Annotated in this window: 12 protein-coding genes; 7 read left to right on the top strand and 5 right to left on the bottom strand. The window is 58.5% G+C overall.

All coding sequences use genetic code 11. The features are described 5' to 3' along the window. Window positions 1-42: 42 nt before the first annotated feature. Window positions 43-2073, bottom strand: a complete 2031-nt coding sequence (dnaG, locus tag G439_RS0105490) for a DNA primase (RefSeq protein ID WP_026459435.1) — start codon at window positions 2071-2073, stop codon at window positions 43-45. Between the two features lie 50 nt (window positions 2074-2123). After that, window positions 2124-3377, bottom strand: a complete 1254-nt coding sequence (locus tag G439_RS0105485) for a deoxyguanosinetriphosphate triphosphohydrolase (protein WP_279379506.1) — start codon at window positions 3375-3377, stop codon at window positions 2124-2126. Between the two features lie 218 nt (window positions 3378-3595). On the opposite strand from G439_RS0105485, the gene G439_RS0105480 reads away from it, so the two are divergent. The 3 genes from G439_RS0105480 to G439_RS11295 are packed head-to-tail and all read left to right on the top strand — an operon-like array spanning window position 3596 to window position 5739. Beyond that, complete coding sequence (locus tag G439_RS0105480; protein ID WP_131333546.1) at window positions 3596-4759, top strand: hypothetical protein; 1164 nt, start codon at window positions 3596-3598, stop codon at window positions 4757-4759. A 42-nt stretch (window positions 4760-4801) separates the two neighbouring features. After that, window positions 4802-5161: a helix-turn-helix domain-containing protein gene (locus G439_RS0105475; RefSeq protein WP_022868184.1), complete on the top strand. Its 360-nt coding sequence runs from the start codon at window positions 4802-4804 to the stop codon at window positions 5159-5161. Continuing rightward, the gene (locus tag G439_RS11295; RefSeq protein WP_022868183.1) at window positions 5161-5739 is read left to right on the top strand and encodes an RES family NAD+ phosphorylase; all 579 of its coding nucleotides are present in this window, start codon (window positions 5161-5163) and stop codon (window positions 5737-5739) included. Before G439_RS0105475 ends, G439_RS11295 begins: the two co-directional genes overlap by 1 nt. Window positions 5740-5802: 63 nt before the next feature. Here the strand turns inward: G439_RS11295 and aroD are convergent, their stop codons facing one another. Both aroD and dusB read right to left on the bottom strand, forming a co-directional pair. Continuing rightward, window positions 5803-6582 (bottom strand): type I 3-dehydroquinate dehydratase, encoded by a 780-nt coding sequence (gene aroD, locus G439_RS0105465; protein WP_243442550.1) that lies wholly within the window; start codon window positions 6580-6582, stop codon window positions 5803-5805. Window positions 6583-6587: 5 nt separating this feature from the next. Further along, a complete protein-coding gene (gene dusB, locus G439_RS0105460; protein WP_279379505.1) occupies window positions 6588-7787 on the bottom strand; it encodes a tRNA dihydrouridine synthase DusB in 1200 nt (399 codons plus the stop codon). A gap of 201 nt (window positions 7788-7988) precedes the next feature. Between dusB and G439_RS0105455 the strand changes: the two genes are divergently transcribed. After that, window positions 7989-9260 carry a hypothetical protein gene (locus G439_RS0105455; protein ID WP_026459431.1) on the top strand — a complete coding sequence of 424 codons (1272 nt, stop codon included), beginning with the start codon at window positions 7989-7991 and terminating at the stop codon, window positions 9258-9260. A gap of 81 nt (window positions 9261-9341) precedes the next feature. Here G439_RS0105455 and G439_RS0105450 read toward each other — a convergent pair whose 3' ends face one another. Then, on the bottom strand, window positions 9342-10730 hold the full coding sequence (locus G439_RS0105450) for a glycine--tRNA ligase (protein ID WP_022868179.1): 1389 nt from the start codon (window positions 10728-10730) through the stop codon (window positions 9342-9344). Window positions 10731-10971: 241 nt separating this feature from the next. On the opposite strand from G439_RS0105450, the gene G439_RS0105445 reads away from it, so the two are divergent. The 3 genes from G439_RS0105445 to G439_RS0105435 are packed head-to-tail and all read left to right on the top strand — an operon-like array spanning window position 10972 to window position 13705. Then, complete coding sequence (locus G439_RS0105445) at window positions 10972-11994, top strand: metal ABC transporter substrate-binding protein (RefSeq protein WP_026459430.1); 1023 nt, start codon at window positions 10972-10974, stop codon at window positions 11992-11994. After that, window positions 11991-12785: a metal ABC transporter ATP-binding protein gene (locus tag G439_RS11290; protein ID WP_083940803.1), complete on the top strand. Its 795-nt coding sequence runs from the start codon at window positions 11991-11993 to the stop codon at window positions 12783-12785. Before G439_RS0105445 ends, G439_RS11290 begins: the two co-directional genes overlap by 4 nt. Further along, a complete protein-coding gene (locus tag G439_RS0105435; protein ID WP_022868176.1) occupies window positions 12782-13705 on the top strand; it encodes a metal ABC transporter permease in 924 nt (307 codons plus the stop codon). The genes G439_RS11290 and G439_RS0105435 overlap by 4 nt, the downstream gene beginning before the upstream one ends. Window positions 13706-13787: the final 82 nt, after the last annotated feature.

Raw genomic sequence — 13787 nt, 5'->3', positions numbered from 1 at the left:
CAAAGAAAATCAGGATAGAAAAGTGAGATAGTACCTACGACTTCACCATGACGAAGACAAGTAATCCCGCTCATTAAGAGACTGTTTTCGCTCCTCAAGACGTATTAGGTCACGAAAGGCCTCCGCATAATTTGCGTCGTCTTCATTCATTCGTTGCAGCTTTGCGCGAGCCTCTCCCATGCGCCTCGTCAAATCCATTCTGACCAGGGCAGCCACAACACCACGACAGTAGGAACGCACAACCTGATCGTCCTCGCGCCCCTGTCCCATGCCTTCCGCCTGTCGCGACGAACTCGCAACAGGTAGAGGCGCAACAGCCAGCTCCGTGACAATCGCATCAATATGAGGGACTGATTCTTGACGAACCATCTCGACGAAGACTCGCGAGGCGGAATCGACGGCCCCCTCCCCGACCGAACTCGACTCCTCAGCTCGTTGAAGCATCTGGGTAAAAGCATCCAATCCACCTACAGCACGAATCGCATCATGGACGGCACGATGTGCGGGCACAGTAAAGGACGTGCCTTCAAGTTCCTCAAAACCAGAACCGATCACTGCCATTGGATGCTGCAAAACAGCTTCCAAAGCTTGGCGTTCGATCTTGGCAACTGGATCTTCTGGGCCCGACCGGCGCTGCGCCGGCAGCGGACGACCAGCCCCAGCCATCTCAACCTCGCCAGCGCGCAATTCCTGGGGTTGGCCAGAAGACATACGCGGAATCTGACGCACTTGCTGTTCCACCGTGCGAATGTCCATTCCCAGCCAACCAGCCAGCGAACGCGTGTACTCAGAACGCAATGCCCGGTCCTTAATACCAGCCACAACCGGAGCAGAAGCGCGCAACGCAGCCACACGTCCCTCAGCAGAGCCAAGATCAACCTGAGCCAAAACCGACTTAATGACGAACTCAAATAACGGAGTGCGCTGGCGAATCAACTCCAGCACAGCCACATCTCCCCTAGCCATACGCAGATCGCACGGATCCATACCGGAAGCCTCAACTGCAACGAAGGTCTGCGCGGCAAAGTTTTGATCCTCGTTGTAGGCCCGAAGCGCAGCCTTTTGGCCAGCCTCATCACCATCGAAAGTAAAGATCACTTCGGCGCCGCGCGCCCTACCAGTGGATAGGACAACCCCCGCGGCAGGGTCGGCAACATCGCCAAGCAGCCTTCGGATGATCTTGACGTGTTCAGACCCGAAAGCTGTTCCACACGTGGCCACAGCGCAGGGTTCACCCGCCACGTGCGCCGCCATGACATCCGTATACCCCTCAACAACGACCACTCGGCGATTCTTCGAAATCTCTTTCTTGGCCAGGTCCAGGCCATACAACAACTGAGACTTCTTATAAATCGGCGTCTCCGTTGTATTGAGGTACTTCGGGGACTCCTTGTCATCATTGAGGCGACGCGCACCAAACCCAACGGTGGCGCCCGTAATGTCGCGGATCGGCCACATCAGCCTGCCGCGGAAGCGGTCATAAACTCCACGATTTCCTTGGGATACTAGGCCAGCAATCTGCAGTTCTTGATCAGTAAACCCTTTGGAACGCAGGTGCCGGGTCAATGCGTCCCACGAGTTCGGTGAATAGCCGACGCCAAAGTGTTCACACATCTGCTGATTGAAACCGCGTTCTGCCAGGAAAGTGCGGCCAACGTGCGCTTCGGGGGATGCTAGTTGGGCGCGGTAGAACTCTTCGGCAACCCGGTGAGCGTCAATGAGGCGCTGGCGACGGCCCGGCTCTTCGGCGCGCACCTGGCGCCCGCCCTCTTCATAATGCAGGGTCATGCCCAGGCGCTGGGCCAGCATTTCAACGGTTTCAGTAAAAGATAGGTGGTCGATCTTTTGGACGAAAGAGATGACGTCGCCGCCCTCCCCGCACCCGAAGCAATGCCACATGCCCAGGTGAGGACGGACGTGGAAACTGGGGGTTCGTTCATCGTGGAAGGGGCACAGGCCCTTGAGGGAGCCAACTCCGGCGGGGCGCAGGGTCACATGTTCGCCGACAATATCTTCGATCTTCGCTGCGTCCCTGACGGCAGCGATGTCTTCTTTGCGAATGAGCCCTGGCATGCCGCAAGTCTACCGATGCGCGTGCTCACTTGCGTCCCGGCTGACCGGGGTCACAGCTGGCTCGACAACATCCCGCACAATCGCGCATGCCACGCAGAAGCCGAAGAATCCGTCAACGACGCAACCTGGTCAATAACCACCCGCAGCCTGGTATCATCGCTGTCCGTGGCGCGCCATTGAGCAGCAAACTGGGGTTCAAGCTGATCTGGCCCCGCGCTGTAAAGGGCGTCAACGAGGTCGGCCAAGAGCGTGCCCTGCTGGTAATACACAGGCTCGGACTCTCTCGGGCTCATCACATAGTGGACTGCCATGCCTTTAAGAATCTGAATCTCAGCGCGCGTCTGCGTAGGCACCACAAGGTCAGCCAAATAGCGGCCAAGCGGCTCATCACCAAAAGCCTCGCGAGTCGTGCGTACGGTTGCCGAACAAAAGCGGCCAATCAGATGGCTGGTGAGGTTTTTGAGCCGAGCCAAATCCTCATAACTGCCGTCAAATCCTTCGAGCCACCCATCCATCCTAGCGATGCGTTCAACCGCGTCCTCCAAATCGGTGCGGGTCACAGCCTTGCCGTACCAGCCAATTGTCGAATCGATAATGGCGGCCACAGCCCGGTCGTCACGCAGGTGGGCGGGGTTGAACTTCATGGTGGCAATGGCGTCCTCGACGTCATGGACGGAATAGCCGATGTCATCGGATAAATCCATGATCTGCGCCTCCAGGCAGCGTCTACCCGCTGGCGCCCCCTGCCTCATCCAGTTGAATACCTCAACGTCGTCGTCATAAACGGAAAATTTGCGCGTGGACTTAGCCAGGTCGGGTCCCTTGCCTTTGGCCCACGGGTATTTGCAGATAGCGTCCAGGGTGGCGCGCGTCAGGTTCAGGCCTGCAGGCTGGCCGGTGGAGGTGATGACTTTGGGTTCAAGTCGGGCCACGATCCGCAAAGTTTGCGCGTTTCCTTCGAAACCGCCAATGTCGCTGGCAATGGTGTCGAGGAGGCGTTCACCGTTGTGCCCGAAAGGCGGGTGACCAAGGTCGTGGCTCAGGCACGCGGCGTCGACAACATCGGGGTCGGCGCCCAGTTCCTTACCCAATTCACGCCCCACTTGTGCAACTTCAAGGGAGTGAGTTAGGCGGGTGCGCACAAAGTCGTCAGTTGCTGGCCCCAGCACCTGGGTTTTTTCGCCGAGGCGGCGCAGCGCAGACGAGTGCAACACGCGGGCACGGTCGCGTTCAAAGTCGGTTCGCATGGGTGACTTGGGGCGTTCGGCGACCATCCGTTCGCGGTCATCAACGCTGTATGTCAGACGCTGGGAGACAACCGGTTCGACGGTGTCTGCTCCTGAGGTTGCATGGGTTAAAAAGTCACTCACTGTTTAAGACTATCTGTGGACGCGGTTCGAATTCGAGTGACACCTTGTGCTTACATGATCTCGTGCACGATGACGTACGCGAGACGACGACTATCCGGACCTCGTTGATCCACAGGATCACCAGGGGTCCGATTCCGTGGTGGCATACCGCTGTGATCTGTGATGTTACTGGTGGTGTGGATGACGCTCAGCTTGCTGAGGTTGGTTCTTTGCTGCCGCAAATCGCCAGTTCTGGTTTCGACGCGATCTGCGTGCGTCCCGAGCACGTCGATTCGGTGTGGGGACCGACTTCTCCCCTTCCGGGTTTCGTCGAAGCCGCCCACGACGCCGGCTTGAAGATCATCGTGCGTTTGCCGGGTTCCTCCATCCGGCGCATTGATGCTGATTTCTTCGACAATCATGTTGCTTTCGACGCGTTGGTTCGTCGCGCTCAAGCTGCGTTGGCTGCGGGCGCTGATGGTATCGATTTGGGGTCGGTGGCTCCCCGTGTCGAGGTCGTTCAGTCGGTGATCCAGGCTGCTCGTTTGCGGGCTGGGATCTCACGGTTGGCTCGTGTCATTCAAGCCGAGATCGCCATGTTTGATGATCAGCCGGTGCTGACGGCTTCAGTTTCGGGGATTAACCCGGAGGCTATTGGCCACCATCTGACGGAGGATTGGTTCCATCATTTGCGTGATGGCTCGCTGCGTCAGGCTCCGTGGGAGGCTTCGCAGATCATGGACGCGGCAGCAGCGTCTATGGCCATGCATGATCCGTTGGGTGCGGTGTGTCCGTGGTATTGGTCGAGGGCGCGGCGCACGATTGCCGTTGCTGGAGATTCTTTGGGCGACGATGGTTTTTCATCGTGGGAGTCGGGCGCCGACACAGCTCGCCACGGAGCAATGACTCTTTTTGGTTTGTCGTTGCCAGGCGCTGCCTACGTGGCTTTTGGTCAGTTTGGCGGTGGGCGTTTGGACGAGGGCGAAGAGACGACGCATCGTTCGTGGGCAGCCAACGAAGAGGCTGCTGCTCAAGCCAATGTGGTTGCCTCTGCTCTGCGCATTCGGCGTGAACGCGAGATGGGTTCGGGTTCTTTGGGTGTGGTGTCGGGTCTTGAATGGGCCGGCCCTGGGGTTTCGGTCCACGTTTGCGGTGGCGTGACAGTGGTCCTCAATACCGACGCTGAAGCGGTTGCGGTTCCTGGAGATCATGCTCCTTTGCTGTCCTCCCAGCCGACGATGCATGGGATGGACGGAAGCACCGTTGTCCCGCCCTCGACGTGTACGTGGTTCGTTTCGGCTCCTGTGCGTCCGGTTCAAGCGGATTATTGGGACTAGGCAACTAGTGCAACATATTTGTTGCACGCTTAGAATGTAGGGATGACTCGCACCCCATCCCAACATGACGCTGATATTTTCCCACTCAAAGTCCGCGACGCGGCCAACATCTTGGGAAACCAGTCGAAATTAGCCGAATGGCTGGGAGTTTCACGCAGTCAGGCAACCCGCTGGACATCGGGGCAAACTGAACCGACCTACGCGGCGCAACGCGCCATCATCGACCTCGAATTCATCATTGCGCGCGCCCGTATGGTCTGGGACGAAAACACTGTGGTCGACTGGCTTTCGGGCTCCAACGCATTCTTGTCCGGCGCCTCCCCTTTGGAGATGATTCGTCGAGACCGAACCTCGGAGGTACTTGAAGCGATTGTTGCCGACGAGATCGGCGTCTACGCCTAATGCGTGTCTTCCGCGTCCACCCCTGGGATCAAAAAGCTCGACCCGACGAGCCTTTCGGAGCGCTGTATATTCCACGAGGCCAAGGAGTTGGGCGCTGGGACAACCCCGACCTCTACAGGCTTCGATACTTTTCCACAACACCGCAAGGAGCAATCGCCGAAACTTTCGGCGCCCTCGCCTCCTGGTCCAACACGATGTTCCACTTTCCCGGACCGCCTTCGCTGCCGCGCGCGCTGAGCAGCTACGAACTCAGTGATGACATTCGTATCGCCGACTTGGCTGACATCACCACTTTGACCACGCTTGGTATCAACCGCTTCACGGACATCACCCAACGTAACAAAAGACAAACTCAGCGCCTGGCAGCGACCATTGACGAATCCGGCCGCTGGGACGCGATCAGCTGGTGGAGCTACTACCACCCCACAATCACACTGGTCGCCACCTGGACTGATGAGCACATTGAATTGGTCGACACCACAGCATTGACGATTGATAACCCCGCAGTCATTGAAGCGGCCAACCTCATCGTGCGACCGTTTCGTGATGCCCCCACGGGATCGGCAATGAACGCCTAGATGATGCTCCTTCAACAAAGACCATCCGCCTCGTGATGTTGTCAGATTCGGGCAGACCGCTGACTATCCCACTAAATCCAACATCATACGAGTCTGCTTGGCTGTCATTTGACCGGGAGCACTGGCCTCACCGACAGTGGCGAAAGTCGCCGCACTTGCCAAGTGCGAGCCCGAAAGACGAGTGATCGCCCCAGCTTCCCCCATGGCAATAGCGATAATCGGTCGATCAAAAGCCGCCCTCGCCCACACCTGGGCTCCCAGCACACGCACCACATCAAAGGGGCTTTGTGCTTGGCACGCAATCTTCAAAATATCTGCGCCGCCGCGATTCATCAGCTGGAACACCTCAGTCAAACGGTCGTCATCCGGTGTCTGATCGAAGTCATGGTTGGAAGCAACCACTACAGCGCCAGCACGGTGGGCGGCGGCAATGATGCCAGGGGCATCCTCGCGCATAATCTCAACATCAACAGCAGGGAACACGGCTGCTAAAAGTCCCACCAGGTGCGCATAGTCTTCGTCATTAAGCTGCGCAAGGCCGCCCTCGTTCGCGGTACGGATCGTCGCAATCACGGGCAGCGGACAGGAAGCAGCCACCGTGCGTCCCGCCTCGACCAACGTAGCCCCGACCTCGTTCACGGGCGTTCCCGTCATGGCGGCGATCATCGCGTCTGCCCGCCACTCCACCATGTCCACGGGTTGGCCCGCGAGAGCGTCAATCTGCCCGAGTACAACATCCACGCTGGACCCCATCAACGGGACAATAATTCGAGTGTGCCCACCTAACTCGCATCCACCAATATTGACCATTCGGGGCCCGCCTGCCTGTATTTGAGTTTTCACGCTCATCAGCCTCCACTAACGTCCAACTCAGCTAGGTGCAACTGCTCGCGTTGAGCATCCGTCAAATACGGCGTATCTAGCCACCCATCAGGCAAGTGTGGTGTCTTCTCGCCGCCTGCTCGGCCTCGTGGCCCCTCCCCCGCCTTGGGGAAAGGCTGGTCCAAGTCCAACTCATGCAGACGCTCATGCAACTCAGATAAGGACGAAACCATACCCAAAGCGTGGCGGGCAGACCCGCCCACGGCAAAACCACGCAGATACCAGCCAATGTGTTTACGCATCTCACGCAGAGCCCGCAACTCGTCGTCTTGATCCCCCACCACCCACGCGGCGTGGCGCTCAATGATCTCCACAACCTCGCGCAAAGTAGGCCCAGGAACCACACCGCCACCATGAATGGCAGCCACAATGTCACGGAACAGCCAGGGCCTGCCCTGGCAGCCACGCCCAATGGTCACGGCATCGCAGCCAGTCTGTTCCATCATCGCCAGAGCATCCGAGCCGGAGAACACGTCCCCATTGCCAAACACGGGGATCTTCACCGCATCCTTGAGCCGCGCAATGAGATTCCAGTCAGCCTGGCCCGCATAGTGTTGGGTCTGGGTGCGAGCATGCAGGCAGACGCCCGCCACCCCAGCATTGCCGGCCGCACGCGCAGCATCCAGGTAGGTGACATGCTCATCGTCGATTCCAACGCGCATCTTGACCGTCACCGGAATATCTCGGCCCACCGCACGCCCAGCCCGTTCGGCTGCGCCCACCACCGAGGTCACTAAATCCTCAAAGAGGTCCTTCTTCCATGGCAGGGCCGCTCCCCCACCCTTCTTCGTGACCTTGGGGACGGGGCATCCGAAGTTGAGGTCGATGTGGTCCACTAGGTCGCGGTCGATGAGGATCTGCGTGGCCTGAGCCATCACCGCCGGATTCACCCCATATAGCTGAATGGAGCGGACCCGCTCAGCAGGGTCGGTGCGCACCATCTCCAGGGTGCGCACATTGCCTTCGACGAGGGCGCGGCTGGTAACCATCTCGGTGACATACAAGCCCGCCGGAGCATCCACACCGCGCACTCCATTCTCCGGGTCAAGGTGAGCTGGCAAGCCTTCCTCACCAAAAAGACGGCACAGACGCCGGAAGGGCACGTCGGTCACGCCGGCCATGGGAGCCAGGATCACCGGCGACCACAGGCGCAGCGGCCCGACCATGAGGGGCGAGGCCACGAGGGAAGCAATCGAAACCCGTGAGGTCGCGTCCGGTGGAATCATAGGTTCATTCTGCATGGACTCAGACAATAGTCGCCTCACCCGCTCAAAGTTTTGCTGCTAAACACATAGCAAAGCACGTGATCTGCAATACACTCTAGCCATGAATAGCAAGGCGCATATTTTGTCTAAGAGACACCTCCGATGAAACGACCTATGCTGATCCTATCCGTGATTGTCGTCGCTATATTGTTGAACGCCTGTGCCCTGAGCCCCGCTAAGACCCGCGCAGCCGAAGGATTTACAACCCAGGGCCAAGCACTCGCGATACAACTCAGTAAATCGGCCATTCGATATGTAGGAACGCCATCGGAAACCGGATACATGATTCTGTCTGACTCCTCAGGTCAGACCCGCGCGTTCAAATCCGGTCAGATGTTCGCGGCCCAGCCCCTCTGGACCGAATATGGGTTGTTCTACGGGGGAGCAAACTCTGAATTTCTCACTACTGACGAAGGAACACAACAAATTCCCCGAGATATCGAACCCGACGGGGAACTGGCTAGATATGAAAGAAACAACGGTCGAGGATTCATGAGTTTCTACAACATGGGATCCGATCGGGAAGGATATCAACAACCGGTTCTCATCGGGAGCGCCGATGGCACTGAAAGCATCGATGTTCGAGGCGCATACATGAACATGGGCGCATGCGGAGATAGCCTCTACGCTGTCGGCCAGACGAAATTCGCTCCCAACCTGCTTGACCAAGCCAAATCCATTTATCAAGAACACAAGGGAGATACCACCGTCACCCCAGCGCAGGACGAAAACTTTGACATACTCGTTCAGGTACACCCTGCGAACCACCCGCAAAATCCGACAGTCATCGAAAGCTTCCCGCATGATGAGAGGTATTCGCGAGGAACTCGGGAATTCATCTGTCACAACAATAGCATCTATCTCCTGAGCTTCCTGCTCGACAACCCTAACGCCCAAAGGGGAGACGGCACGGATCCTCGTGCCGGGCACGCGGCACTCGAGATTTGGGATTTGCAAAACCACGAACGCCGTTCACTTGATATCGTTGATCGCGACGGCTCTTTCGTTGATCTGCTTACGGATGACGTGACGATCCCGACGGGAAGTTTCAAAGGTACGGAGTACCGTTTCGTAACGATGACAGGAAAAGTTTTCTCAGTGGATGTGACCACCGGTATCGGAAATCATCTCTACACCTTCGAAGAATCTCCTGATGGCGGAGCAGTCCCCCGCTTCGATGTGACAGACCAGGCAATCTACCGACTCGACAACGGCAAGAACATCAACTCGCCCCTCAACTTCTCCCGTTATGTCTTCGACACGGGACAGTATGAGCACCTATTCGATGTGGAAAGCCTGGGCTCCTATCGACGTGGCGAAATCAATATCGAAGGAATCGCCGTGAACCCGTCCTGGGAGAAAACAACATTCTAAATGCCGCAGCCACGGGGCAGACCGTGATGACCTCGTATGGTTCTCACCGTCTGCCCCATGTACCAAGCGAAAAGAACCCGCTCAGAGGACACCCATCTTGTCGATGAGGTAATTCTTGACGTTAGCCAGCGGGATACGCTCTTGGATCATCGTGTCGCGCTCGCGGATGGTCACAGCATGATCCTCAACCGAATCAAAGTCGTAGGTAATGCAGAAAGGCGTACCAATTTCGTCCTGGCGACGGTATCGGCGACCGACGGCGCCGGCGTCGTCGTAGTCGACGTTCCACAGCTTGCGCAGATCGGCGGCCAATTCGCGGGCCGGGCCCTGCAGCTCTTCCTTACGTGACAGCGGCAGCACAGCGGCCTTAACCGGCGATAGGCGCGGGTCCAGCTTGAGGACGGTCCGCTTATCAACGCCACCCTTAGTATTGGGGGCCTCATCCTCGTGGTAGGCCTCAATGAGGAATGCCATGAGGGAACGAGTCAGGCCGGCACTCGGTTCGATGACGTAGGGAGTCCAGCGTTCGCCGGTGGTCTGGTCGAAGAAGTCGAGCTTCTGGCCGGAGTGTTCGGCGTGAGTCGACAGGTCGAAGTCGGTGCGGTTGGCGATTCCTTCGAGTTCGCCCCATTCTGACCCCTGGAATCCGAAGCGGTACTCGAGGTCGACGGTGCGCTTGGAGTAGTGGGAGAGCTTTTCTTGGGGGTGCTCGTAGAAGCGCAGGTTGTCGGGGTCGATGCCCAGGCCCACGTACCAGTCGTGGCGGTAGTCGATCCAGTATTGGTGCCATTCTTCATCGGTGCCGGGCGCACAGAAGAACTCCAGTTCCATCTGTTCGAACTCACGGGTGCGGAATATGAAGTTGCCAGGGGTGATCTCGTTGCGGAAGGACTTGCCGATCTGGCCGATGCCGAAGGGAGGCTTCTTGCGCGAGGCGGCGGCGACGTTCGCGTAGTTGATGAAGATGCCCTGCGCGGTTTCGGGGCGCAGGTAGTGCAGGCCGGCCTCGTCGTCGACGGGACCCAGGTAGGTCTTGAGCAGGCCGGAGAAGGCGCGAGGTTCGGTCCAAGAGCCGGGCTGGCCGGTCACGGGGTCGGGCACCATGTCGAGGGTCACGGTGTCGGGATCTAAGCCCTTACGCTGTGCGTACTCTTCGATGAGCTGATCAGCGCGATAGCGTTTGTGGGTGTGCAGGGATTCGACGAGGGGGTCGGTGAAGGCTTTGACGTGGCCGGAGGCAACCCAGGTTTCTCGGGGCAGGATGACGGAGGAGTCTAAGCCCACGACGTCTTCGCGCGAGCGGACCATGTACTGCCACCACTGCTTCTTGATGTTTTCTTTAAGTTCGACGCCCAGGGGTCCGTAGTCCCATGCAGAGCGGGTACCGCCGTAGATGTCGCCGCAGGGGAAGACGAAGCCACGTCGTTTGGCGAGACTGATGACGGAATCGAGGCGGGAGGGGGCTGCCACTGTATGCACTCCTTGGTGTGTGACCGCACCTGGCTGGCGCGGCGATCGGTAGACACGAGTCTATCGGACTGGTCGGGTGGGTTCAGATTCCGGGGGTGGTTGGTGGTTGTGGGGTTTATCCCTGGGACGAGGGCGCCGCGAGGGCGAGGAGGTCGTTGGGCGTCCCTCGCCAGAGTTATGGGCGTCCCTCGCGAGAGGAGGATTGTTGACAACGAGTCTCATTAAGGGGGATGATGAACGCATGACCTCACCCCGTTGCCTCATTGCCGGTGCGGCTGTTGCAGCCCTCATTTTGAGTGCATGTTCCTCTGGCCCCTCAGCCCCTCAATCCGCAAACGGCCAGTCATCCTCACTTTCAGCCGATTCTGCAAGCTCCAAGCTTGACGTCATGGCATCCTTCTACCCCTTGGCATACCTGACGCAGGAAATCGGGGGCGACCTCGTGGAAGTCTCCTCGCTGACGCCCGACGGCGCAGAACCTCACGACCTCGAACTCTCCCCCGCCAAGGTCATGCAGATCGGGCGCGCAGACGCTGTCGTCTACTTAGCTGGATTCCAAAGCACAGTAGACGAAGCCATCGAACACAGCGAACCGAAGAACGTTATCGATGTGTCACAGGCAGTCTCACTGGTGGAAACCTCGGCCGACGGCAACCACCCTGCACACGACCATGACCACGAGGGCGCAGAACACGAAGCAACCGACGAACATGGCGACCACAACCACGCGGATCACGCCCATGAAATGACCACAGACCCGCACTTCTGGCTCGATCCTGACCGAATGGGCCAAGCCGCTACGGCCATCGGCCAGGCGCTAGCCAAAGCGGACCCTGACAACGCTCAGACGTACACGGCCAACGCAGCTTCCATCGCCAAGAAAATGACTGCACTGTCTGCCGAACTGATCGATGGAACTGCCTCATGTAAAACAACGACCTTCGTCACCAGCCACGCTGCCTTTGGCTACCTAGCTGACCGCACCAAACTGACCCAGGTTGGTATCTCTGGCCTCGACCCAGAATCGGCTCCCTCAGCGGCTCGACTCAAAGAAATCTCAGAGGTTGTTAAAACCGAGGGCGTCACCACTATCTTCACCGAAGCCCTGGTCGACCCCAAGGTTGCCCAAACACTGGCCGATGACCTCGGAATCACCACGGCTGTCCTTGATCCCATCGAGTCCCAATCCGACCCAGCTAAGGATTACGTCGACGTCATGCACGACAACATCAATGCGTTGCGTACAGCTCTGAACTGTCAATGACCGCACCGCGCCACGAGACTACGGCAGCGGGGACCCCTGGGGTGGGGGTGCCCGCTGCCGTCCTCGATATTGAGAACCTCACCGTCGCCTGGGATGACCACATCGTCCTGGACTCAGTCAGCCTCTCCGTTAGCGCAGGCCAAGTCGTTGCCCTGACCGGTGCCAACGGATCTGGAAAGTCGACCCTGGTTAAAGCCATCCTCGCCAACGCGCCGCGCAGTAGTGGCACCGTGCGCATCTTTGGAGTTGATAACCGCGTCAGCCGCCGCGTCCCGTGGCAGCGCATCGGATACGTCCCCCAAAGAGTCACCGAAAACGGGGGAATATCAACCTCCGTCCTGGAAGTTGTTTCCTCGGGCCTGCTGGGGCCACGCAAGTTCTGGTCAGGCAGGGAAGACAAGAAGCGCGCTATGGAGGCTCTACGTCAGGTCGGCCTCGAAGAGCGCGCACAGGATCCGTTGGCGATCTTGTCGGGAGGCCAGAAACAGCGTGCCCTTATTGCGCGGGCTTTGGTCCGCAACCCCGATCTGCTCATTATGGATGAGCCGTTGGCTGGGGTTGACTCAGACTCAAAAGCTCAGGTCGTTGACATTATCGAGGCGGCCAAGAATGGTGGAACCACGGTGCTGATTGTTCTACACGAACTGGCCGTCCTCGGGCATGTCCTCGACCACGAAGTACACCTGCACGGTGGTCTCCTCACCTACGATGGCCCCGCTCGGATCGAAGCCACCACCCAATCGCAGTCAGGCGCAACCACCCAGTTCCAGACAGACGAGGACGAGGCATGAACGACATCCTCATCGCACTCACCGACATGGTGGCTTCGCCTCTCATGCAACGCTCCCTCATCGCAGCCATCCTCATTGGCCTGGCTGCACCCGTGGTCGGCACCTACCTGGTGGACCGGCGCCTCGCCATGCTCGGAGACGGCATCGGACACATCTCGCTGACCGGCGTTGCCCTCGGCTGGCTGGCAGGAACCGTCGCCAACGCCAACCCACACGACCAGTGGGCCATTCCCGGAGCGGTCATCGTGTCCATCTTGGGTGCAGTCACCATCGAATTGGTCAGGCAGTCTGGGCGCACCTCAGCCGACGTCGCCCTCGCCATGTTGTTCTACGGCGGCATAGCCGGAGGAGTCCTGCTCATCGGCATCGCCGGAGGAACTTCCGCCCAACTCACCAGCTACCTATTCGGCTCGATCACCACCGTCAATTGGACTGACATCTGGATGATCTCAATTTTGTCCATCGTCATTCTTATTGTTGGGATCGGCCTATCCCCTGCTTTGCGCTCGGTAACCCACGATGAAGAATTTGCGCGCTCAACGGGCCTGCCCGTAAACGCCTTGTCGATGCTTATTGCGATCCTGTCGGCGTTGACGGTGGCTGTGGCAATGCGGGTTGTCGGGTCGTTATTGGTTTCAGCGCTGATGATTATTCCCGTTGCTATCTCCCAGCTTTCGGCTCGGTCTTTTCACGCAACGATGCGACAGGCAATGGCGTTAGGCGCTCTCATTTGCACGATTGGACTAATCCTGACTTATTTCGTTGACCTCTCGCCCGGAGCCGCCATCGTCGTCCTCGCTATTGGAATCTATGGCGCCGTTTTCGCTGGTAAAAGTCTGGTCTCCGCGATCATTCGAGGCACCAAAGTTCGCAGCGGTGAAGCAAGCCAGAAACCGTCCACTGGGCTCCTTGGGAGGTGAGTTTCATGACGACCCGAAACGCTTTGGTAGCAAAACGCGGTAGCCTGGATGCCAAGGACCGCCAAAGCGGCACTATTTCGAC

The sequence above is a fragment of the Schaalia vaccimaxillae DSM 15804 genome (assembly GCF_000420425.1).
Lineage (GTDB): Bacteria > Actinomycetota > Actinomycetes > Actinomycetales > Actinomycetaceae > Pauljensenia > Pauljensenia vaccimaxillae.
This window is presented reverse-complemented; position numbering and strand designations above follow the sequence as displayed.

Excerpts from the sequence above, each read along its gene's own strand:
- dusB (WP_279379505.1), bottom strand. The coding sequence starts at position 7,787 with ATGGTCGGGCCGCTGCGCCTGTGGTCGCCGGTGATCCTGGCTCCCATG.
- G439_RS0105475 (WP_022868184.1), top strand. The coding sequence starts at position 4,802 with ATGACTCGCACCCCATCCCAACATGACGCTGATATTTTCCCACTCAAA.
- G439_RS0105435 (WP_022868176.1), top strand. The coding sequence starts at position 12,782 with ATGAACGACATCCTCATCGCACTCACCGACATGGTGGCTTCGCCTCTC.
- G439_RS11295 (WP_022868183.1), top strand. The coding sequence starts at position 5,161 with ATGCGTGTCTTCCGCGTCCACCCCTGGGATCAAAAAGCTCGACCCGAC.
- G439_RS0105445 (WP_026459430.1), top strand. The coding sequence starts at position 10,972 with ATGACCTCACCCCGTTGCCTCATTGCCGGTGCGGCTGTTGCAGCCCTC.
- G439_RS11290 (WP_083940803.1), top strand. The coding sequence starts at position 11,991 with ATGACCGCACCGCGCCACGAGACTACGGCAGCGGGGACCCCTGGGGTG.
- dnaG (WP_026459435.1), bottom strand. The coding sequence starts at position 2,073 with ATGCCAGGGCTCATTCGCAAAGAAGACATCGCTGCCGTCAGGGACGCA.
- G439_RS0105455 (WP_026459431.1), top strand. The coding sequence starts at position 7,989 with ATGAAACGACCTATGCTGATCCTATCCGTGATTGTCGTCGCTATATTG.